The 21,019-nt window shown below is 53.4% G+C and carries 21 protein-coding genes; 12 read left to right on the top strand and 9 right to left on the bottom strand.

Translation table 11 applies throughout. From position 1 onward, the window contains the following. Window positions 1-132: 132 nt before the first annotated feature. Window positions 133-1,203 (bottom strand): Xaa-Pro peptidase family protein, encoded by a 1,071-nt coding sequence (locus tag F7C11_RS04865; RefSeq protein WP_297091581.1) that lies wholly within the window; start codon window positions 1,201-1,203, stop codon window positions 133-135. 127 nt (window positions 1,204-1,330) lie between these two features. Here F7C11_RS04865 and F7C11_RS04860 point away from each other — a divergent pair, with 127 nt between their 5' ends. The 4 genes from F7C11_RS04860 (at window position 1,331) to F7C11_RS04845 (ending at window position 5,593) form a co-directional block, all read left to right on the top strand. Further along, the gene (locus F7C11_RS04860; protein ID WP_297091505.1) at window positions 1,331-1,915 is read left to right on the top strand and encodes a 50S ribosomal protein L15e; all 585 of its coding nucleotides are present in this window, start codon (window positions 1,331-1,333) and stop codon (window positions 1,913-1,915) included. Window positions 1,916-2,147: 232 nt separating this feature from the next. Further along, window positions 2,148-3,011, top strand: a complete 864-nt coding sequence (locus F7C11_RS04855; protein ID WP_297091503.1) for a DUF4855 domain-containing protein — start codon at window positions 2,148-2,150, stop codon at window positions 3,009-3,011. Beyond that, entirely contained in the window at window positions 2,983-4,014 is a 1,032-nt protein-coding gene (locus F7C11_RS04850; protein WP_297091501.1) for a hypothetical protein, read from the top strand. Before F7C11_RS04855 ends, F7C11_RS04850 begins: the two co-directional genes overlap by 29 nt. 136 nt (window positions 4,015-4,150) lie before the next feature. Further along, the gene (locus F7C11_RS04845; protein ID WP_297091499.1) at window positions 4,151-5,593 is read left to right on the top strand and encodes a hypothetical protein; all 1,443 of its coding nucleotides are present in this window, start codon (window positions 4,151-4,153) and stop codon (window positions 5,591-5,593) included. 62 nt (window positions 5,594-5,655) lie between these two features. On the opposite strand, the gene F7C11_RS04840 is transcribed toward F7C11_RS04845, so the two are convergent. Further along, window positions 5,656-6,024: a PIN domain-containing protein gene (locus tag F7C11_RS04840; RefSeq protein ID WP_297091497.1), complete on the bottom strand. Its 369-nt coding sequence runs from the start codon at window positions 6,022-6,024 to the stop codon at window positions 5,656-5,658. Further along, the gene (locus F7C11_RS04835; protein WP_297091579.1) at window positions 6,021-6,260 is read right to left on the bottom strand and encodes an AbrB/MazE/SpoVT family DNA-binding domain-containing protein; all 240 of its coding nucleotides are present in this window, start codon (window positions 6,258-6,260) and stop codon (window positions 6,021-6,023) included. The genes F7C11_RS04840 and F7C11_RS04835 overlap by 4 nt, the downstream gene beginning before the upstream one ends. A 102-nt stretch (window positions 6,261-6,362) precedes the next feature. Here F7C11_RS04835 and F7C11_RS04830 point away from each other — a divergent pair, with 102 nt between their 5' ends. Continuing rightward, window positions 6,363-6,818 carry an RNA-binding protein gene (locus F7C11_RS04830; RefSeq protein WP_297091577.1) on the top strand — a complete coding sequence of 152 codons (456 nt, stop codon included), beginning with the start codon at window positions 6,363-6,365 and terminating at the stop codon, window positions 6,816-6,818. Next, entirely contained in the window at window positions 6,815-7,501 is a 687-nt protein-coding gene (locus tag F7C11_RS04825; RefSeq protein ID WP_297091495.1) for a Ribonuclease P protein component 3, read from the top strand. Before F7C11_RS04830 ends, F7C11_RS04825 begins: the two co-directional genes overlap by 4 nt. 16 nt (window positions 7,502-7,517) lie before the next feature. On the opposite strand, the gene F7C11_RS04820 is transcribed toward F7C11_RS04825, so the two are convergent. Together F7C11_RS04820 and F7C11_RS04815 are read right to left on the bottom strand one after the other, a co-directional pair. Beyond that, complete coding sequence (locus F7C11_RS04820; RefSeq protein ID WP_297091493.1) at window positions 7,518-8,843, bottom strand: TrpB-like pyridoxal phosphate-dependent enzyme; 1,326 nt, start codon at window positions 8,841-8,843, stop codon at window positions 7,518-7,520. A gap of 370 nt (window positions 8,844-9,213) precedes the next feature. Beyond that, entirely contained in the window at window positions 9,214-9,870 is a 657-nt protein-coding gene (locus tag F7C11_RS04815) for a hypothetical protein (protein ID WP_297091491.1), read from the bottom strand. A gap of 103 nt (window positions 9,871-9,973) precedes the next feature. Here F7C11_RS04815 and F7C11_RS04810 point away from each other — a divergent pair, with 103 nt between their 5' ends. Next, window positions 9,974-10,975, top strand: a complete 1,002-nt coding sequence (locus tag F7C11_RS04810) for a TIGR00341 family protein (RefSeq protein ID WP_297091489.1) — start codon at window positions 9,974-9,976, stop codon at window positions 10,973-10,975. Here the strand turns inward: F7C11_RS04810 and F7C11_RS04805 are convergent. Continuing rightward, on the bottom strand, window positions 10,972-11,418 hold the full coding sequence (locus F7C11_RS04805) for a hypothetical protein (RefSeq protein WP_297091487.1): 447 nt from the start codon (window positions 11,416-11,418) through the stop codon (window positions 10,972-10,974). The genes F7C11_RS04810 and F7C11_RS04805 overlap by 4 nt on opposite strands. Before the next feature lie 81 nt (window positions 11,419-11,499). Between F7C11_RS04805 and nikR the strand changes: the two genes are divergently transcribed. Continuing rightward, on the top strand, window positions 11,500-11,916 hold the full coding sequence (gene nikR, locus F7C11_RS04800) for a nickel-responsive transcriptional regulator NikR (RefSeq protein ID WP_297091485.1): 417 nt from the start codon (window positions 11,500-11,502) through the stop codon (window positions 11,914-11,916). A gap of 16 nt (window positions 11,917-11,932) precedes the next feature. Continuing rightward, window positions 11,933-12,349: an amino acid permease gene (locus F7C11_RS04795; protein WP_297091483.1), complete on the top strand. Its 417-nt coding sequence runs from the start codon at window positions 11,933-11,935 to the stop codon at window positions 12,347-12,349. Here F7C11_RS04795 and rqcH read toward each other — a convergent pair. Beyond that, window positions 12,346-14,298, bottom strand: coding sequence for a ribosome rescue protein RqcH (rqcH, locus tag F7C11_RS04790; protein ID WP_297091481.1), 1,953 nt, complete (start codon window positions 14,296-14,298; stop codon window positions 12,346-12,348). The genes F7C11_RS04795 and rqcH overlap by 4 nt on opposite strands. A gap of 128 nt (window positions 14,299-14,426) precedes the next feature. Between rqcH and F7C11_RS04785 the strand changes: the two genes are divergently transcribed. Next, a complete protein-coding gene (locus F7C11_RS04785; protein WP_297091479.1) occupies window positions 14,427-16,436 on the top strand; it encodes a 1,4-alpha-glucan branching protein in 2,010 nt (669 codons plus the stop codon). A 64-nt stretch (window positions 16,437-16,500) separates the two neighbouring features. Then, a complete protein-coding gene (locus tag F7C11_RS04780; protein ID WP_297091575.1) occupies window positions 16,501-16,818 on the top strand; it encodes a P-II family nitrogen regulator in 318 nt (105 codons plus the stop codon). Window positions 16,819-16,831: 13 nt separating this feature from the next. On the opposite strand, the gene F7C11_RS04775 is transcribed toward F7C11_RS04780, so the two are convergent. Then, on the bottom strand, window positions 16,832-17,560 hold the full coding sequence (locus F7C11_RS04775; protein ID WP_297091477.1) for an alpha-glucosidase: 729 nt from the start codon (window positions 17,558-17,560) through the stop codon (window positions 16,832-16,834). Window positions 17,561-17,717: 157 nt separating this feature from the next. Beyond that, entirely contained in the window at window positions 17,718-19,301 is a 1,584-nt protein-coding gene (locus F7C11_RS04770; RefSeq protein WP_297091475.1) for a sodium-dependent transporter, read from the bottom strand. 610 nt (window positions 19,302-19,911) lie between these two features. Here F7C11_RS04770 and gdhA point away from each other — a divergent pair. Beyond that, on the top strand, window positions 19,912-21,019 hold a 1,108-nt coding region (gene gdhA / locus F7C11_RS04765), incomplete at its 3' end, for a glutamate dehydrogenase (RefSeq protein WP_297091472.1).

The following is a 21,019-nucleotide window of genomic DNA, read 5'->3' as shown; positions in this document are numbered from 1 at the left end:
GCTGATTTGGGCAGAAAGACAGTTCTCTCTGCTTTCATAGATTCCCGTGCACCTCGACGGCTGGGGGTATCTTAACGTGCTCAATTTAAGAATGTGGGGGACATCGAGGAGCTGAAGGAAAAGCCGGGGTATTCAAAGCCTGATAAGCTCTCTCTCCGCCCTTGTCAGCCTCTTCCCCTTCCCGTCATGAACGACGACGTCGTCCTCTATGCGAACCCCTCCGAGGCCGGGAACGTAAATGCCGGGCTCCACTGTGAAGGTCATGCCGTTTTCGAGGATCAAGTTCCCATCCGGGCCGATGTATGGCTCCTCATGGACGTCCAGGCCAAGGCCGTGCCCTGTCCTGTGGGTGAAGTACTCGCCGTAACCGGCCTTTTCTATGGTTTCCCTCGCGGCCCTGTCAACTTCCCTCGTGAGGACGCCTTCACGGACAGCCTTGTATGCCCTCTCCTGCGCCTCCTTAACGACCTCGTAGATCTCAACCAGCCTCTCATCTGGTCTGCCGAGGGCTATCGTCCGCGTTATGTCCGAGCAGTAGCCCTTCCACTTGGCCCCGTAGTCGAGTATCACCATGTCCCCCTTCCTGAGCCTCCTGTTTCCCGGTTCGTGGTGGGGATTGGCGGCGTTTTCACCGCTCGCCACTATCGGCGGGAACGAGATTCCGTCGCTGAGCTCCCTGATGGCCAGCTCTATCTTCAAGGCCAGCTCCCGCTCGCGCATACCGACCAGGTTCCAGCTAAGGATCTCGTCAAAGACCCTGTCTGCGGCCTTGGCGGCGTGCCCCATCATCTCTATCTCATGCTTGTCTTTCCTCATGCGGAGTTCCCTAACGAGCGAGCTTAGGGGGTGGAACTCGAAGGGACCGAGCCTCATGACGTTCATCAGCCAGTCGGCGCGCATGGTGTCCTCTATCAGGAGCCTGCCGTCTGAGAGGTGGAGTTCGGCCAGTATCCACGCGAGCTTGTCGTAGGGGTTCTCCCCGTCCCGCCAGAAGGTAACTGGGAAGTTTCTCACGACGTTCTTGTAGAGGCTAGGGAGCAGGAGCCGGTATTCGCCGTCGGCGCTCACAACCAGAACGGTGAGCCTCTCACCGGCCTCGTGAACCGTCAGCCCGGTGAGGTAGTAGAGGTTCGTCCCCGGGCTTATCAGGGCTCCGTCAAAGTCCTTCTCTTTTATGAGGGATACGAGTTTTTGAAGGCGCATCGGTTTCACCACGTTAACTACTCCGCAAGGCTTAAAAACTCAACCTCGAACCTCGACCGACTGGGCGGGCCAAGCCCGCGGGATGTTCCCGGAAGGGAGAACCACAAACACGGAAGGAGGGTGCAAGATGGGAATGTACAAGTACATTAGGGAAGCCTGGAAGAGCCCCAAGAAGAGCTACGTCGGGGAGCTTCTCAAGATTAGAATGATAAAGTGGCGCCGTGAGCCCGTCGTCGTTAGGATCGAGAGGCCGACCAGGCTAGACAGGGCCAGGAGCCTCGGCTACCAGGCCAAGCAGGGCTACGTCATGGTTAGGGTCAGAGTCAGGAAGGGCGGAAGGAAGAGGCCCAGGTGGAAGGGCGGAAGGAAGCCGAGCAAGATGGGTCAGGTCAAGTACAGCCCGAAGAAGAGCCTCCAGTGGATCGCCGAGGAGAAGGCTGCCAGAAAGTTCCCGAACCTTGAGGTTCTCAACAGCTACTGGGTCGGCGAGGATGGAATGTACAGGTGGTTTGAGGTCATAATGGTCGACCCGCACCACCCGGTCATCAAGGCTGACCCCAAGATCAACTGGATAGCCGGCAAGGCCCACAAGGGCAGGGTCTTCCGCGGACTCACCAGCGCCGGCAGGAAGAGCAGGGGACTCAGGAACAAGGGTAAGGGCGCCGAGAAGGTCAGGCCCAGTATAAGGGCCAACAGGGGCAGGGGCAAGTGAAGGCTCTGCCTCCCTTTTCTGTTCTCCTGTTGGATTTTAATATTATGAGATTTCTCATTTGATTTGTGAACTAGTGTGTTGATATCTTTGGGGTAGATGTTATTTGTGGGGGGATTTATCCTGTCAAGCTAAACTAAAATAACTAAGGTAAAATACCGTTAATACTAATAATGATATAAAAATCAAAAAGCTTAAATGGGTATAACTTAGAACTATGGATTGAAGTGATACAATGGCAACATATGGATTGTGGTATTTTAAAGCACAAAATGGAAGTTATGAGACATTCCCCTCTGCAGGAACACCATCCCAGTTGGAAGATCGAGGCTTCACTTATGCAATAGCATTACACTCTTCTAAAAAAGATGAAAATGGGAACTTAGTTCATGGGAATATCCCGTTTAGTGGGTATTCTTACGATGATGGATATCAAGATGGTGCATCTCTTGGAAGATGGGTAGATTCAATATTGAGGGGAATTGATTACCGGGTTGTGATTCCAGTTCTTATTGACAAGAGTAAAACCCGAGGAATTAGGGGGATTCAATATTGGAAAGGATGGGTTGATGGAGTATACAATAACACGAGCGGCTACCAAGTAGGTTTTTATTGGTATCTCGAATACCCCTGGCAGTTTAGTGATGGGATTGTTTATGAAGACTCGAATCATATTTGGAACAAGGGGCAGCAATTCATTTGGATCCCGTATTTCCATTATTCATATCCAAATCATGTTAGTGATATTACAAAAACTGATATTGGACTTCTGGCGAAATACTTTACGTACGTGTTTATCCAGCCTAATTACTATCAGGGAACAACTAAGACACTGCAGGATTTCAACGTTGTGTATAATCAGATTGAGGAACTTAAGGAGGAGAGCAATCTAAGCAACATCTTCATGGAAATGGAATGTGATGGTAGAGTTAGATCACCCGATTCAGAAACTGCTTTGGAGTATAGAGAAAGAGCATGTGCCTATGTGAAATATACCGAGGGTTATCCGCACAGGGCTTACTATTACGATGCCAATATCCAGAATATCCAAGAGATGGAGGAATACTGCAATGACAAAGGCAAGAAGTATGTATTTTAGAGCTTTTGCTGGCTTTTTTGTCTTTACACTTTTGTTAATAGCACCACAGGTTTCCGCGGCTTACCACGGCGTGAAAATAGCCACGCGGGTCGTCCCTGGAGACGGAGACTTTTTCATTGAGGTCTCCACCTACGACGCTTACAGCCCGGGAAACAGCTTGAGAACCCTTAACCTTACCGTAGACCAGTCCCCGTGGAGATCTTTCATGTTCTACTCATCTAACGGAAGTTATTACCTCATATGGCAGGGGGACTTCTCATCGGAATTTCACGAGGCTTTCTACTCGAACGGCTCTTGGTACCTCCTTCTTCAGTACGGCTATCCCCTCTTCAGGATAAATGGGAGGCCATTTGCGAGAGCTTACCCCTACAATTTAACCTACAACGCCATAACTATTTACAGGATTGAAAATGGATGCATAGAGCCAACATGGAATATCCCCTCGCCATCCACAGGGATTTTTGGTACCTCCAGGCTGAAAAACCATACGATTATTTTTTCCTCGTATTCTGAGGCCATTGGGACGAGTTTTATAGAAAGAGTGCCCCTGAAGGCCTTTGAGGAGGACATATCAATAATCAACGCCTCAGTGTTTGCGGACTCACTTTTGGCGGCGCAACTGTCTGATGGTACTCTGATCATTTTCTTCCCAGCACTTTACTATCTCAAGGCAAACGGGTCCGTCTACGCTGGGATCGTCCGGGACGGCAGATTTATCCCTGTTTTTAATTCAGAAAAAGCAACTGGCTACATCTTCGTTTTTCATGGTGATCTCAAGGCAATCCCAACCATAACAGTGAATCTTGACAACAAGGAAGTGTTTCCAACGATTACCGGTCAGTACAATCTCCATGATTGCTATGAGAAAAACTCCAGTTCAATATCTTCGGCCACAACTACTGCCGAGCCGGGTTCCATGAACGGTCCCAGCTTAATCCTTCTCGGTTTAGTCCTTGCACTCCTCATTGGGGGGATTTTAGGGTATAAGTTTGGGCGTAGGTAGGGGTGTTTTCAGTGAACCTCTTCACTGACGCCCAATCTCGTTCTTCCGTTTTTTACTCCTATCCGTCTGATGTCAAGCTCGTCAAACACTACATTTATACTCATGAATCCACAAACCTCAACTCGGTGAGAAGGCAATGTCCCGAATGGTGAAGAGTACTGGTTTTTTCACCCTGCTTTTATTTCTGCTCATCGGCCCCATTCCTGCATGGGGTATGGAAGATGGCCTGAAAATATTGGACGCCTACTCCACCGGAGACAGGATTGCCTTTCTGGTCTTCAATGAAGCCTCTGATGAGCTTTACAGTGTAGTTTACGATGGCCACTCCTTTGAAGCTGAACGGCTCAACTTTACCTTGGGTCATTATCAAGTGCGGCACTGGAACGGCGAATACTGGCTCCTCCAGAAGGGAGAGCGGGGGACTGTTGGGCTTTACACGTATCGCAAAGGCAGGCTCAGGCTTATTAAAACTTTCAGTAGGGGAAGTCTGTGCACCGATAACGACCTGGAGGTTAAGTGGAATGGGAAGGAGTACTTCCTGACGTTTATAATGCAGGGTTCTAACGATGACCCCAGCACTGGGGAATGTGATTTTATCTTTAAGAACTACCTCTTAGAGGACGAAAATCTAATCCCCTTGAACGTCTCGGGGCCGGCAATATGGATTCCAGCACTAAACGCCTGGCTCGTTGAAGGATCTCTTGCGTACTTGGTAGACGAGAATGGGAAGCTACTCGACGAGTACAACTTCAGCAGAACGGGTATATACTCGGTGGGCTTGGTAATTAATGACAGCAAAAATTTGGTTACAGTATCCGCGGATGGCGGTTGGGTTAAGTTATTTGCCGTTAGGGACTCTTCTCTGGTTCTAATCCACAATCGAAGATTGGAAGAAAGAGAGCTGGGAGAAGGGCCGTATCCTCCAGAGGTGTGGATCGGAAAACCGGTGCTTTTTGACGGAGATCCGCGTAATGATTCGGTTTCTATTATCTGGTTATTTAACGGCACCGATTTCGTCAAGATACACACATTTAAAGGCTACACAACGCTCTATCCAGTAATGGCCTCCAATAGGAGTTATCTTCTTTCGAGAGTCCCTGCTAACGGGGGAACCCGCATCCTGCTCAATCTATTTGAACTCAAAGGTTTTTCACTCGTCCAACTCGGTTCCCTAAAAGCCAGAAACAACTACCTCAGAGTGGTCAATACGGGGGAGCTAAAGGGATTCCCCGCGCTAAAGGTTGAGTCCAGAAGTATGCTCGTAGCTCCTGGGGGAGATTCAGTCTTCCTCTTCAACTCTACTGACATGTTTGAACTCACGTCAGGAAATTCAATTGAGCTCCCAAATGCCCTTAGAAACAATAATTACAGGGTATCATTTTGCTGTGGAGGGGTGGTGGTATTTAATGAAAACAGAGCATATCTCTTTAAAAATGGCAAATTCCGCGATATAACCCCGGAAATACTTTCAGTATTATCCAGAAATTCGGAGAATAGTATGTCTTTAGCATCACTTACTTTGGTTACTCTTGCTGTTATGGTAATTGTCTTGTTGGTTTTCCTGAGAAAAAGAAGATAACGTTGCATTCATCCAAGCGCGAGGATTATGGGAATGTTTTCCCAAGGGTCTTTAATGGCTGCTTATTCTTCAGGATTTTCAAGCCTTATCCGCTTGATCCCGATTCTCTCATAGACCCTGTCCGAGCTTATTATAACTCCCCCGCATTTTGCCGCATGAAAGGCGTCGAAGGGGTTGAGGTCATGCTCCTTCATGTAGTAGGCCGCCCTCAGGTAAACGTCGTCCTCTCTTCCTGTCAGGGCCATAACGGCTGAGGTTAACCTTATCGGGTCAAGGTCGTACTTTCTTGCCACAATTAGCAGTTCGAGAAACGTAGTTTCCGAGGTTGTTATCTGGCCGCTGTATTTTTTGAGGATTTTCTCTGCGTTCTCCTTGAGCCAGTCGCCTGGCTTCATTAGTGCGAGGAAGAAATCGGTGTCTGCGTATATCATTCAGATTCCTCCAGTACCTCTTTTGTGGCTTCCCTCAGTATTTCCTTCTTGAGTTCGTGGAGGGTCTTGTCCGGGAGTTTCTTTCCTAGTTCTTCGAGTTCTCTGAGGGGTTCTTGGGGCTTCGGCACGATCAGTATTCCTTCATCGAGCTTAACGAGATAAACCTCATCTGGAAGGCCTTCCCTCATAGCTTTGGGGAGATAGAGGCGCCCCTTTGAGTCAACTCTGGTCAGCATTTTTTCCACCAAGAGAACCTTGGTGGGAAAACTATTTAAGATTTCCCACAAAAGCGGGGTTATCTTTTAAAGCCGCTTTCCCAATTCACTCCGGTGATAGAAATGGCAAACCTAAGGGCCCATCACGTCAGGATTACCACCTTCATCCACGCCACAGAGGATGAGGACAAGGTTCTTGAGGCGATTGCCACATTCATTCCGGAAGAGATCGATGACGACGATGTGATTTTCGACATCGACGAGACCACCGGCTTCTTTGGAAACCCCATCAAGGTCGTCAACGTCGAGATAAAGAGGAGCAGGGCCGTTAGGAAGTTCATTGACTACTTCAAGGAACTGCTGAGCGAGGAGGACAGGGGGTACCTCTTGGAGAATCTCGACGAGAAGGTCGACGAGGAGGGAACCCTCTACGTCCGCTTCAACAAGCAGAAGGCTTATCTAGGCGAGCCGGAGATAGACGAAGGCGGGGACACCATTCAGGTCAGGATAAAGGTCAAGGCCTTCCCGATGAAGAAGGAGGCCGTCGTCAAAGCCGTGAGGGAGTGGCTGGAGGAATGAGCCCGGACAGTGAAAGAGTTGAAGCCGAGGAGCTCTCCTTCTCCCGCGACTACTTCGTGGAAATGGACGTGAGGAACGGGGAGGCCTACGAGCTGGCAAGCGAGTGGTTCGACGAGGTTGTCTTCACCAAAAAGCTCACCCTTGAGGGCTCTCCGGACTGGGGTGCGCTGAAGGAGGATCTCAGGGAGCTTCGCGAGAGGCATGGCCGGGTCGCACTGCTCGTAGTCACCAGAAAGCCGAGCCTCATCCGGGAGGTGAAGAACCGCAATTTAAAGGCCCTCATATATGTCCAGGGCGGCGACATGAGGGTAAACCGCTTCGCCCTTGAGGCCGGCGTCGATGCACTCATAAGCCCGTGGCTCGGGAGGAAAGACCCCGGCTTCGACCACGTTCTTGCGAAGATAGCGGCGAAAAAGGGGGTTGCCATAGGTTTCTCCCTTGCGCCGCTCCTCACTGCCAATCCCTATGAGAGGGTTCAGATCCTCCGCTTCATGACGAAGACCTGGCAGCTCGTCAGGAAGTACGATGTTCCGCGCTTTATAACAAGTTCCGCCGAGAGCCGGTGGGACGTCCGCTCTCCGAGGGACCTCATGAGCCTCGGGATAAACCTGGGCATGGAAACACCGCAGGCGAGGGCGAGTCTGAACTTCTATCCGAGGAGGATTCTGTCAAGGCTCAAATGAAATGGAAAAGAAAGCCTCAGCCCTCCAGCGCCGGGAAACCGTCAGGCTCGTAGTCCTCAAGCCTTCCGTCGAGGTAGTCCTCGTATCCCTTGAGGTCGAGCAGGCCGTGACCGCTGAGGTTGAAGAGAATGACCTCTTCTTTTCCTTCACCCTTCGCCTTCAGCGTCCTGTCTATTGCCCCCTTCACTGCGTGTGCACTCTCGGGGGCGGGTATTATTCCCTCGGTCTTTGCGAACAGCTCGGCCGCCCGGAAGACCTCGTTCTGGTGGTAAGCTACCGGCTTGACGATGCCGTGGTTGATGAGTATGCTCAGCGTTGGGGCAAGGCCGTGATAGCGTAAACCACCGGCGTGTATCGGCGGGACGTAGTAGGTGTGGCCGAGGGTGTGCATCCTCATCTTCGGTGTGTAGCCACCCGAATCGCCGTAGTCGTACCTGTAAACGCCCCGGGTCATTGTCGGTGCCGCCCTCGGCTCGACCGCTATGAACTCGTAGTCCTCTTTGCCGTCGAGGACGTCCTTCACGAAGGGGTAAGCCAGGCCGGCGAAGTTGCTTCCGCCGCCGACGCAGCCTATTATCACGTCCGGCTCTTCAAACTCATTCATCTGCTCTTTTGCCTCCAGGCCGATGACCGTCTGGTGCATGAGGACGTGGTTGAGGACGCTTCCGAGGGAATAGCGGGCCCTTTCGTCGCGGAGGACGTCTTCAATGGCCTCGCTTATCGCTATGCCCAGCCCGCCGGGGTGGTCCGGGTCTTCAGAGAGGAACTTCCTTCCTATCTCCGTCCTGTCGCTCGGGCTTGGATAGACCTCTGCACCGTAGAGGCGCATTATCGTCTTCCTGTAGGGCTTCTGCCGGTAGCTCGCCCTCGCCATGTAAACGCGAACCTTAAGCCCGAGCAAGGCCCCTGCGAGGCTCAATGCCGTCCCCCACTGGCCTGCGCCGGTCTCGGTGACGAGCCTCTCGATGCCCTCCTTTTTGGCGTAGTAGGCCTGTGCCAGAGCGGTGTTTATCTTGTGGCTTCCGGTTACCGTCGCTCCCTCGTACTTGAAGTATATCCTCGCTGGCGTTTCGAGGGCCTTCTCAAGGTTCGTTGCTCGGAAAAGCGGCGTCGGGCGGCCTATCTTGGTGTAGAGTTCACGGACTTCCTTTGGTATCTTAATGTAGCGCTCGGTGCTCATCTCCTGCCTGACCAGCTCGGCCGCGAAAATCCTCAGAAGCTTCTCCGGATCCATTGGCTCGTCTGTCTCCGGGTCGAGTGGCGGGGCTAGGGACTCCGGAAGGTCCGGCAAGATGTTGTACCACCTCTTGGGTATCCTTCCATCCGGCAGAACAGCTTTCATTCTACCACCTCCTGGTTTTGAAGTCTTTCCGGAGAAAGAAGTCCCAAAAATGAGGGAATAACGAGCGTGAAGGCCTCAGCTACGGCAGAGAAGTCGAGTATGGCGGTGTAAACACCAAAAACTCTCCCCCCTCAGGTCAACGCCAAAAGCAATCCCGTCCAAAAATCGGTGAGCTAACGTTGGGATTCAGGAAACCCTCAGGGTAGCCAAAAACAATCACTCCTGTACCGCATGGGGCATCGAAGTATTGAACATTGCATCACTTAAGAGCCTTTCGGTCGTCGGATTGGCCATCGGGCAGGAAATTGCAAAAAGCCTGGCGTCTTTTTGTCACGGTGACAAAGTGGGTCTCACGGTTCGAAGTGCCCCCTCAACTGCTCCGAATCCGGGCGAATTCCTCCACCGCTTCGCAGTTCCCGCGTGCGGAGACCACCGCGATGCCCTCTCCCAAAACGTTTCTCTCCGCTATATAGACGCACTGGCTTCCCTTCCGCAGGAGCGTTGCTCTTGCAGTTCGATTCTCTACTACCGGCTCGTACCCGGATTCTTCTGCCCTTTCGACGGCGGCCAGATAGACCTTGTCTGCCTTCCCCAGGGGAGCATCTAAAACAACAACGCGCCCGGTCACAGGAAGCCTCACCCACGTCTTCTCCCACGCCATCCCGGAGACGTGGAGAACCCCGGACTCGGTAAGGTAAAAGCAGGAATAGGCGACGTCCGCGCTCCCGTTAAGCGGCCAGGGGTTTTCTTCGGGCTTCCAGCAGCCTGTGGCAAAGTGAAGGCCGAAATAGATGTTGGGGCCGGAGACTGGAGGTGGTCTGAAGAGGAGCGTTAGCACCACCATAACGCCCACGAAGACGGCCGCCTTCTGGGGATTTTCGTGAAAATACCTCCCCATGAGGATGAGCGGGAACGTGAACGCTGTTATGAAGAGCAGAGCTCCAGCCGATGCATTCAGTTGGACGACCACCCATGCCGCGAGGAGCAGGGGAATCCCAAGGAGGAGCGATAGGGTAAGTCCCTTCATGGTGATCACTACGGTGCCGGATTTTATAACGGCTCCCTCCCCTTCAAACCCCTTTGAAGCGGTAGCGTTATTAGGAGCACCGCCCAAATTGAAACGATGCGCCATGCTCCGGCTGGAAATCTACTGCGACGAGGGTGAGGGTGAGAAGGTAAAGGAGGTTCTGGTCGGGTGGGGTCTCCAGTTCTACTTCGAGGAAGTTCAGAGCAACGGGCACCGGGCGCTTAAATTCACCGTCCTCGTGCCGGATTTCGTGATTAACGACGTCGTCGACGAGCTGATGAAGGCCGTTGACCTGAGAAAGGGCCACTCCTCGATAACCTGGACTCCGGTCAGCGGAAAGTCGGTAAAATACGCCAACTCGGCCAAGTCGCTCAGAAAATTCAAGCGCCGCTGGAGTCTCGCCGCCATTGAGGGGCTCATCGAAAACGCCAACAACCAGGCCCGGGTCGATCCGATTCAGCTCACCCTCGGTGCTGTGGCATCGATAATAGCCCTCTTCGGCCTGATAAACGACAGCATCGTGATGATAATCTCGGCCATGCTCCTATCGCCCATCCTCGGTCCGCTCTACGGCTTCTCCCTCAACATCGTCATGGGCAAGGGGAGGGACGCCCTCGATGCCGTTTCATCGATCCTAAAGCTCCTTGGAGTCATATTTCTGTCTGCTCTCCTTGTGTCTCTGGCCCTCAAGCTTGCCGGCTCGATGCCCCCCGAGCCAACCCACGAGATACTCATTCGCGGCGACTCCGGGCTGGTTTACATACTCCTTGCCATAATCCTTGGCTACGCCGGGATAGTTGCCATAGTCAGCAGAATCCCGGAGATCCTGGCTGGGGTCTCAATAGCGGCCGCCCTAGTCCCCCCAACAGCGGTTATAGGTATCTCCCTCGCGATGGGCTGGTGGGACGTTTTCGCCGGCTCACTCGTGCTCACCGTGGAAAACGTCCTCGGCCTTCTCAGCGGTTCTCTTCTTGGTCTCTACATCCTCAACGTCTCCCCGAGGAGCTACTATGAAAAGAGGGCGGCAAAGCTCTACACGAAGAGAACCGTGCTTGTTCTTGCCCTGATGCTCGTGGCGCTTGTACTTGTTGAACTCCTCAGTTAGGCCACTTCGGTCTGCTCGTATATTGGCCTGCCCTTCCGGTGTTTGACCAGAAGGCCGTAGAAGAACTCCTTTAAGTCGGGGCTCATGTCATCGTCGAGGAGCAGATCCGCCCTTCCGCGGTACTCTTTTTCCGCCTTGGTTATCAGGAGGGCTATCTGCGGCGTCAGGTGTTCGAGGAGTGCCCTGACGAGCTCGGGGTAGACCTCCTCTTCCAGCTCCTCATCCGATTCGATTCCAAGATATACGACGAAGCCCCTCATCTGAACCGCAAGGACGAACTCGTTCCCGCTAAGCTCAAAGAACGAGAAGTTGTGGCCCTTGGAGTCGGTTCTGGCAAGAAGGACACCCCTTATCGAAAGTGTTACCGGCTCGTCGTCTATCTCGAAAACGAGGTCCTTCGCCAGCTCTCTGGTTGCTGTTGCGTAGAGCTCCTCGATTGGCATAGGGCTACATTTTCCCCCGGGAATAAAAGGCTTTCGCGTCACGTTTTTAACGATGACGTTCAAAGAAATCACGGTGGTGTCATGAAGATCACACGCTTTGGAGTCTCGGTTCCCGATGAGCTGCTTGAAAAGTTTGACCGTATAATCGAGGAAAAGGGCTATGTTAACAGGAGCGAGGCCATAAGGGACATGATGAGGGACTTCATAGTCCGACACGAATGGGAGGAAGGTGACAGGGACGTTGCAGGTACAATCACCATAGTTTACAACCACGACGAGGCCGATGTCGTGAAGGAACTGCTCGACCTGCAGCACGACTACGTTGATGAGATAATCTCAAGCCTCCACGTCCATATGGATGAACACAACTGCCTTGAGGTGGTCGTGGTCAAGGGCAAGGCCACCCGGATAAAGGAGATAGCCGAGAGGCTGATAAGCCTGAAGGGAGTGAAGCATGGGAAGCTCGTGATGACGACCACCGGAAGGGAGCTGGTTTGACGAGATTTAAGGGGTGATGAAGATGAGGCTCTTTTCCTTCCTGTCTTCCCTTCTGGTGGTTCTCTCCTTTGCACTCCCCTGGTTCCGTTTCAACGGTTGGGAAATAACCTTCCTCGGTATCCTTCGCGAAGTCCTGACGATTCCCGGGGGGTTCAACGAGGCGTTCTGGTGGCTCAACCCCCACAGCACCGCGGGCATGTTCACCTTCATAGCGTTCTTTGCGGGAATATTCATGATACTCGTCGGCGTGCTCTTCGGTGTTCTCGGGGGGAGGGTCGGCCCCGGGGTGGGCACTGTGGGGATGTTCGTCTTCACCCTCACGTCGTGGTACGTCTACGGTTCAGGCTATTTTGAGATTCTGGCCGAGGGCTACGTCATAGCTCTGCTGAGCTTTGTGGTGGGCTTCGTAGTCGCCGGCGGTGAAAAGCTCTAGCCCACGACCTCGACAACGTCGCCGTTCCCCGGCGGCAGGACGGACATAATGTCCTCTTCCCTCACCTTGTAGCCCCACTTCTCCAGAATACGCCGTATCTTCTTCACGAGCTCACTCTTCTTCAGCGAACCCGGGCGTATCACGATGTACCTGTCCGTGTGGGCCTTTATGGCATCGATAGGGGCGCAGACGACGTAGTCCTCGCCCTCGTAGTTTATCACGCCAACGGCGAGCTTGAGAGGGAGCCCGTGGAGCCAGTTCCTCTTGCCGTAGACCATGAAAGCTCCCTTGCCCAGGTACTCGCCGCTTGGGGTCTGCTTGGTGACCTGCTCCGGGAGCGCCCAGTAGGCGTCCTCGCTGTAAACTCCCCTGCTCCAGGCCTTGCTCATCGAGACCGCGAACTGGCAGGCCTCGAAGATGGTCTTCTCCCCGGCTTTCTGGCCATCCTTGATCACAACGTGCGGGGCGCCGTAGACGTCGGCGTGGCAGTAGAGGTCGTTCTCGGCCATGTGCTTCTTTATTAGAATCTCGTTGGTGCTCGCATCCTTACCCGCTAAAACCAGAAAGCCCTCGCTCGAAACGAACCAGCGGAACTTCTCGAACCACTTCTTTTTTCTCCTCTCTATTCGCCTGACGTTCAGCTCCTTCTTGAGCTCCTCCTCGATGAGCCTCTCCACCTCGTCGAGCTTCCTCCTCGTGTCCTCGTAGGCCTTAAGTGCCCCCTCGTACTTGTGGCGGAACTTCTTGGCCTTCTCGTAGTAGAGTTCGGCGTTCTCACCTATGCTTTTGTTGAGGTGGAGGCGTATCTTTTTGCCTTCCAGCTCTATCGTCACGGCTTTCTCCTTGGGGTCGATGCCCTTCACCATGAGCGCGATTTTGTTGCCCCCCTTCTTGCCCTCCTCTATGCGCTTTTTGAACTCGTCCCAGCCGAGCTTTTCAGTGGCTTTCCTGAATTCTTCCAAAAGTCTCTCGATGAGGGCGTAGTTGGCGTAGATCAGGTCACCTATCTCCTGGTTGGCCTTCGCCCCCTCCTCGAAGCCCTTCAGCATCTCCTCCTGCTTTCTGAGCGTCATGAGGAGCTGCCTCTTCTTGGCCTCAAGCCTCTTTGTCTGTTCAATTCTCGCCTTCTCCAGGGTTATCTTTCCGAAGTACTCGTCGAGGGCCTCGCTGAAGGTTTTAAAATAGCGCTTCTCCAGTCCCTCATAGAGCCTCAGCTCGATTGGAACGACGTCGTGCATGTTTCCGTCTTTGAAGACTATGTTGGGCTTTGGTTCGTCGTTGAAGGTCTTAAGCATCGCCTCGTAGACCCTCAGCAGGTCTCCATCGCTCAGCTCCTTCACGGGAGCTGTCTTCTCGAAGCCGGCCCTGATGGAAATCTCTTCCGCGTACATGCCCCCCATGTTAAGCTTTCTGGCCAGGGCACGGACGAGTTCGAGATTTTCATCTTCCCGCATCAGTTCTAGGAAGCGCTCCTTCGAAACCTCAAGGGGGTTCTCCCTCGCCGGTGGAAACCTGTATTCCGCCTTCGGCTTTATCGCCCTGTCCTTGTACTCCTCGTAGCGGAGCGCTGCGACGATTTTGTTCTCCCCGTCAACGAGTATCACGTTCCCCCTCCTGAAGAGCTCGCCGATGAGGGTGTAGTCCCCAACGCGAATCTTCACTATCCTATCGAAGCCGTGCTGCTCTATCGCGTCGATGAATCCACCTGAGAGGTGCTTCCTGAGGAGCATGGTAAAGCTTGAGGGCTGTTTTGGGGCCTCCTTTACGTAGGTCGTGAGGTGGAACCTCTTGCCGGCCTGGAGTATCAAGTCAGCCCTTCCCTCCTTCGTCCGGAGTTTAATCCTTATCTCGTCGCCGTCATGGTAAACCTTGTCAACGCGAGAACCGATAAGCCACTGGAGCTCCCTCACGATGTAGCGTATATCAACGCTGCTCATTTCTTCCTTCATTCTCTCACCCCTTCCGGGTTGTCCCTTTCCCTTTAAACCCCTTCGCTGTCCTGAGATGTTCACGGGCTCAACTCTGTTCCGGATAAGGTTAAATACTCCAAGATCAACAACACTCCCGGTGATATAGAATGAAAGGCTACTTCACATTCGTCCTGCACACCCACCTCCCCTACGTTCGGAAGCACGGCAGATGGCCCTTCGGCGAGGAATGGCTCTACGAGGCGATGAGCGAGACCTATCTGCCCCTCCTCATGGAGTTTGAGCGCCTCCGTTATTCTGGTGTTAGGTTCCAGCTAGTGATCAACATAACCCCCGTTCTGGCCGAGCAGCTGGCCGATGATTACATCAAGGCCGAGTTTGAGGAATATCTCCTGAGGAGAATCGAGGCAACCGAGAAAGACCTGAAATCGGGCAAGTACGACGAAAAGGCGGTTAGGGCTTCCCTTGACCACTTCAGGAAGGTTTACGACTACTGGAAGGCGATAAACGGCGACATCATCGGCAAGTTCCGCGAGCTCCAGGATTCCGGCTATCTCGAAATAATAACCTCCGCGGCAACTCACGGCTATCTCCCCCTCCTCGGGAGGGACGAGGCGATAAGGGCGCAAATAGCAAACGGCGTTGCCACGTACGAGAAACACTTCGGGAGGAGGCCGAGGGGGATTTGGCTTCCGGAGTGCGCCTACAGGCCGGCCGGAGAGTGGGAGCTCCCGGGTGGAAGGCTGGTCAAGAGGCAGGGCATAGAGAGATTCCTGGAGGAATTCGGTATCGAGTACTTCTTCGTTGAGAGCAACCTGATCGATGAGGGCCCCGTGACGAGGGGCTATGGCGAGATTCAGCTCTACGAAGGAGAGAAGAGCACGCTGAGGCCCTACTGGGTTAGGGGCTCCAGCGTGGCCATCTTCGCCCGCAACCGGGAAACCGGCCACCAGGTCTGGAGCGCACACTACGGCTATCCGGGCGACTTCTTCTATCGGGAGTTCCACAGGAAAGCCCCGGAGAGCGGAGGGCAGTACTGGAGGGTAACGGGAAAGGACGTTGAGCTCGGGGACAAGGAATTTTACGACCCCGATAAAGCGATGGAACGGGTCGAGGAGCACGCCAGACACTTCGTCTGGCTGGTGACCACGTTGCTGGAGGGCTATGAGGAGAAGTTGGGTGAGAAGGGAATAGTCGTTTCGCCCTACGACACCGAGCTCTTCGGCCACTGGTGGTTTGAGGGCGTCAAATGGCTCGGCAGGGTGCTTGAACTGATGGCGGAAAGGGGAATAGTTACCACGACACTTTCGGCCTTCCTTGACAGTTACACAGGAGAGCGGTACGAAGTTGAGCTACCAGAGGGCTCGTGGGGGGCCAACGCCGACCACTCGACCTGGTGGAACGGGGGAACGGAATGGACGTGGGAGCACGTCTATCGTGCCGAGGAGAGAATGGTAGCGCTGGCGAGTAAGTACTACGGGATGGACAGAACCACCGACAGAATCCTTGAGCAGCTCGCGAGGGAGATATTGATCCTCGAAGCCAGCGACTGGCAGTTCCTCATAACGACCGGTCAGGCAAAGAAGTACGCCGAGAGAAGGATTCTGACCCACAGCAGGGACTTCCACAGGCTGGCAAACGAGCTGGAAAGGTACGTTAAAACAGGAGCTTTTGACGTCCACCTTCTGGAGCGGCTTGAGGAGCGGGACAACCCCTTCCGACCGGTGGTGGTTGCGAGCTACGTGAGTGAGAATCCCCCGGAGGTTCCGGAGTACGTGGAGCCCCCCGAGGTTCCACCGGAGGGGAGTGGAGAACCCGCCGAACGGCCATCGGAGGAAGTTCCCGAGAGAGCCTACGCCACGGAAGTGGTCAAGGTTGTGGCCATAAAGCCTTCCCGTAAAGCGGAAAAGCCACCGGGACGCGAAAAGGCCAGAAAACCGAGTGTAGGGCGGCTCAGAACCTCCGGGAAAGGAAGAAAACTCAAGAAAAAGAGTGGCCTCCTATCGATAAAGGGCATCGGACCGAAAACCCTGGCAAAGCTCCAGCGTGCTGGAGTTCACACGGTAGAAGACCTCAGAAACGCCGATGTTGAGGAGCTGGCCAGGAAAACCCGCATCTCTCTCAAAAGGCTAAGGAAGTTCCTGGCTCAGATTTCCTGAATTTTCCTTTGTTTAATTTCGAAAGCCTTTTCTGAAGTTTTAACAAACCATCTATGTGGTTGCTATGAAAAAAGTTGAGGCGATTATTAGGGGAAACGATTTCGACCGCGTGAAGAACGCTCTCAAGCAGATTGGCATCGTGCCCCTGACGGCCTATCCAGTGCAGGGGAGGGGCGTTCAGGGCGGTGTTCCGCCGTACGACCTTCTTCCAAAAATGAAGATCGAGATCGTTGTAAAGGACAAGGACGTGGAAAGGGTCGTGGACACCATAGTAAGGAACGCCCGCAGCGGAACACCGGGTGACGGGAAGATCTTCATAATCCCGGTGGAAGACGCCATCCGGGTAAGAACAGGAGAAAGGGGGAACGAGGCCCTCTACTGAGGGCTTTCTTTTTTCACAGGAACGCGTGTCTGTGCTTGTAGAGGGCGTAGCTGGCGTAGCCGAGCAGGATCAGTGTTGCCGCTCCGAGAGCACCTATGATAGCAACGACCGCCTGGGCAAATCCAATGCTTCTGCCGAAGGCCTCGGCTATCTTCGCGAGTTCGGTGGGGTCGTTAAATGCGTAGATGGCATACCTTATAGAGAATGCGCCCATGATCATCGGAATGGGCATGACTGCGAAGGACAGCATCAGGCCGAGGTTACCTCTCTTTCTCAGACTCAGCATCGCCAGGAGCGTTGGGATTATTAGTATCAGGGCCGTAAAGGCATACATCGGACCGAATATGCCGGATACAATATAGAATGGAACCATTCCAAACAGGAACGCCCTGTACGCCCTGCGGAGAACCTTGACCTCACCGGCGAAATCGTAGGGGGCAACTTTGGAATACTTGTTCATCATCGCCACGTCCTTCATGTACTCCTTCTCCCCCATTTTCTCGATGTATTTGTCGTTTGTGTTGTTCTTCAGCCTGACGGCCCTTTTGAGGAAGAAGTTGGCCAGCTCCTCGTTATCGGTCGCGAGGTTTTCAGACAGCTGGAGGAAGTTCTCGCGGGCTTCATGGATAAGCCTGAGGGCTTTCTGCTTGTTTTTATCTGAGAGGTTTTTTAATGAGTTGATTCTCTTTTCGACATCCTCTAAAGTCTGTGCGACATCTCGCAGAATCTCTGCACTTCGCATACCTACACCTCCAAAAGGTAAAAGAAAAGCGGAGCTTTAAGCCTTTTGCTGTTTCTCATGTTGCAGGAGCTTGGTAATGCTCCAGTACATCATGATGAATATTGCGCCCCATGCAAAGACTAGGAAAGCGAGAGCTCCCGTGTCCATCTCCACCACCTCAGATCTTTATGAGCACCTCGTTCTTCGCAAGCTCCTCGCCGTACTTCTTCTTGATGGCCATGTACGCCTCGATGGCACCGATGATGAGGATTATGAGTATCACTATCCTGGCCCTGGTGATGAGGCTGATGACCTGGGGCGTGTAGTCGTAGCCAAGGACGTTGGTAACGTAGGACTCCGAGACACTGAATGCGCCCATCTGGATGTAGTCCCAGGTGTTCCCCGCGAGGAGGATTATCATGAACAGTGGTGCTATGAAGACCATGATGGGCTTGAACCAGCTAGGCACGTTGATGTAGGCTCCCTTGTGGAGCTCCTCCCAGAAGTTGTCGGGCTTGAAGAGCCAGACTGCCACTATGACGTCGAAGAGACCGAGCAGGACGAGGAAGTAGCTGCCGACCCACATGTCGAGCTCGCTGAGGTATGCCAGGCTGCTGTCGAGGGCGACCGGGAGTCCGAGGATGAACAGGAATATCCAGACCACCCAGGTACCGATCTTTCTCTCAAGGTGTATGTCCTCCTCGAGCATGGCGACAAGATAGTTGTAGGTTGCTATGGCCGAGGTGAATCCTGCGAACCAGAGGAGCAGGAACCACATTGCACCAAATATCTGACCGGCTGGCATGTTGGCGAAGACGTTCGGCAGTGCCATGTAGGCCAGACCAACGCCACCCTTAACAGCCTGCTCCGGGCCGAGGTAGGCGAAGGCTATCGGTATGGCGAGTGAGCCACCGAGGATGACCTCCGCAAACTCGTTGAGTGAAACGGTGGCAAGACCGCTGAGGGCAACGTCATCTTCCGGACCGAGGTAGCTGGCGTAGTTGTGTATGATACCCATACCGAGGGACAGTGTGAAGAATATCTGTCCCGCCGCTGCAAGGCTGATCTTGAAGAAGTTTTGGCTCAGGGTCTGGAAGTCCGGCTTCCAGATGTACTCAAGGCCCTTGATAGCGCTCCACTCGGGCTTGACTGGTGAACCGAGGGTCAGTGCCCTAATAACAAGGAGTATGGCAAACACGTAGAGGAGCGGCATCATAACCTTGACCCAGCGCTCGATACCCTTGCTGACACCCTGGCCGACTGCTATTCCAAGGAGAACCATCGTCAGTCCCCAGAAGAATATGACTGCTTTGGTGTTGGCCACGTAGCTCAGGAAGAACTGGACGGTGTCCTTGCCGAAGTAGGCTCCGGTGAGGCTGTAGTAGGTGTACGCCGCTGACCAACCGATGACCTGGTAGTAGTATGAGCTCAGCAGCGAAGCGACCGAGAAAGCCAGCATACCACCGATGATACCAAAGATAAGGGCGGTCTTTGGCTTCAGGCTTTCCCTGGCCATGAGGTAGAACATCGGGCCGATTGTACCGTGGCCGTACTTGCCACCGTATCTTCCCGTTGTCCACTCAATCCACATCACTGGTATTCCAAGGAAGAGCAGGGCTATGAAGTACGGTATCATGAAGGCGCCGCCACCGTTGCTAGCCAGCTGGTACGGGAACCTCCAGAAGTTACCAAGACCGATGGCGTTACCTGCCATAGCTAAAATCAAACCAAGCTTAGTTGCCCATTGATCTCTTTGTTCCACACAATTCACCCCCGTTCTTAAATGTATGGGCTTTAGCACCCCGTGTACTGCGGCGGGGCATTATGTATAAGACAAGGCATTCTATAAAAAGCTTTCTAATAGCTTTTTTCGACAAAAGACGATTTACTCAACCGTTAAACCAAGCTTGTTACGCTCTCGTCATTTTTCTAATACGTCAGAAGAACGTAAGCACTATTTTGACACTGTGTCAATTCAGAGGGGTTATTGGACAAATAGTGACAAAAATACGTCCTTCACACTCCATCAAATATTTAACCTGTGGCGCCCCAGTTGTAGTGGTGCCCGATGATTGGAACGAGAGTGATCTGATGGGTGATGACCGACTTCTCGCTGAGGGCCCCCGTTTCAATATGATTTCATACATTTTTATTCAGTGGTGCTCCTTTATGTTCTCCAATGTATAAAAAATCTTGGATGTACAGTCCTGTTTTTGTCCCAAAATTTCGGCAGATATTTTCTTTTCGCCGAAAATTTCCGTACATAACTTTTTGTTTAAAATTAACCGTTCTCCTGCCTCCTTTGGCGAAAGGTTTATATATGCAAATGCCTAAGGGCTTATCGCAAATTACCGAAACCCGAGGTGGTAAGGATGGTCGAGATTGACCCGTTTGAGATGGCCGTTCAGCAGCTCGAGAGGGCTGCCCAGTTCATGGACATAAGCGAAGAGGCCCTTGAGTGGCTCAAGAAGCCCATGAGGATTGTTGAGGTCTCAGTTCCGCTCGAGATGGACGATGGTTCTGTCAAGGTTTTCACTGGTTTCCGCGTTCAGCACAACTGGGCCCGCGGTCCGACCAAGGGTGGAATCAGGTGGCACCCGGCCGAGACCCTCAGCACCGTCAAGGCCCTCGCCACCTGGATGACCTGGAAGGTCGCCGTTGTTGACCTCCCCTATGGTGGAGGTAAGGGTGGTATCATCGTCAACCCGAAGGAGCTCAGCGAGAGGGAGAAGGAGAGGCTCGCTAGGAACTACATAAGGGCCATCTACGACATCATCAGTCCCTACACTGACATTCCGGCCCCCGACGTTTACACCAACCCGCAGATCATGGCCTGGATGATGGACGAGTACGAGGCCATCAGCAGGAGGAAGGTTCCGAGCTTCGGAATCATCACCGGCAAGCCGCCCGGTGTCGGCGGTATCGTCGCGAGGATGGACGCCACGGCCAGGGGTGCCAGCTTCACCGTCCGTGAGGCGGCCAAGGCCCTCGGAATGGACCTCAAGGGTAAGACTATCGCCATCCAGGGTTACGGTAACGCCGGCTACTACATGGCCAAGATCATGAGCGAGGAGTACGGCATGAAGGTCGTCGCCGTCAGCGACAGCAAGGGCGGCATCTACATGGAGGACGGCATAAACGCCGACGAAGTCCTCAAGTGGAAGAGGGAGCACGGCTCAGTTAAGGACTTCCCGGGAGCCACTAACATCACCAACGAGGAGCTCCTCGAGCTCGAGGTCGACGTCCTCGCCCCGAGCGCCATCGAAGGCGTCATCACCAAGGACAACGCCGACAAGATCAAGGCCAAGATAGTAGCAGAGCTCGCCAACGGTCCGACCACCCCGGAGGCCGACGAGATCCTCCATGAGAAGGGCGTCCTTGTCATACCGGACTTCCTCTGTAACGCCGGTGGTGTCACCGTCAGCTACTTCGAGTGGGTTCAGAACATAACCGGCGACTACTGGGACACCGAGACCACCA

This window comes from Thermococcus sp. (assembly GCF_015521605.1).
Lineage (GTDB): Archaea > Methanobacteriota_B > Thermococci > Thermococcales > Thermococcaceae > Thermococcus.
Note: the sequence above shows the minus strand (reverse complement) of the source record. Positions and strands in the feature narration are given on the sequence as shown.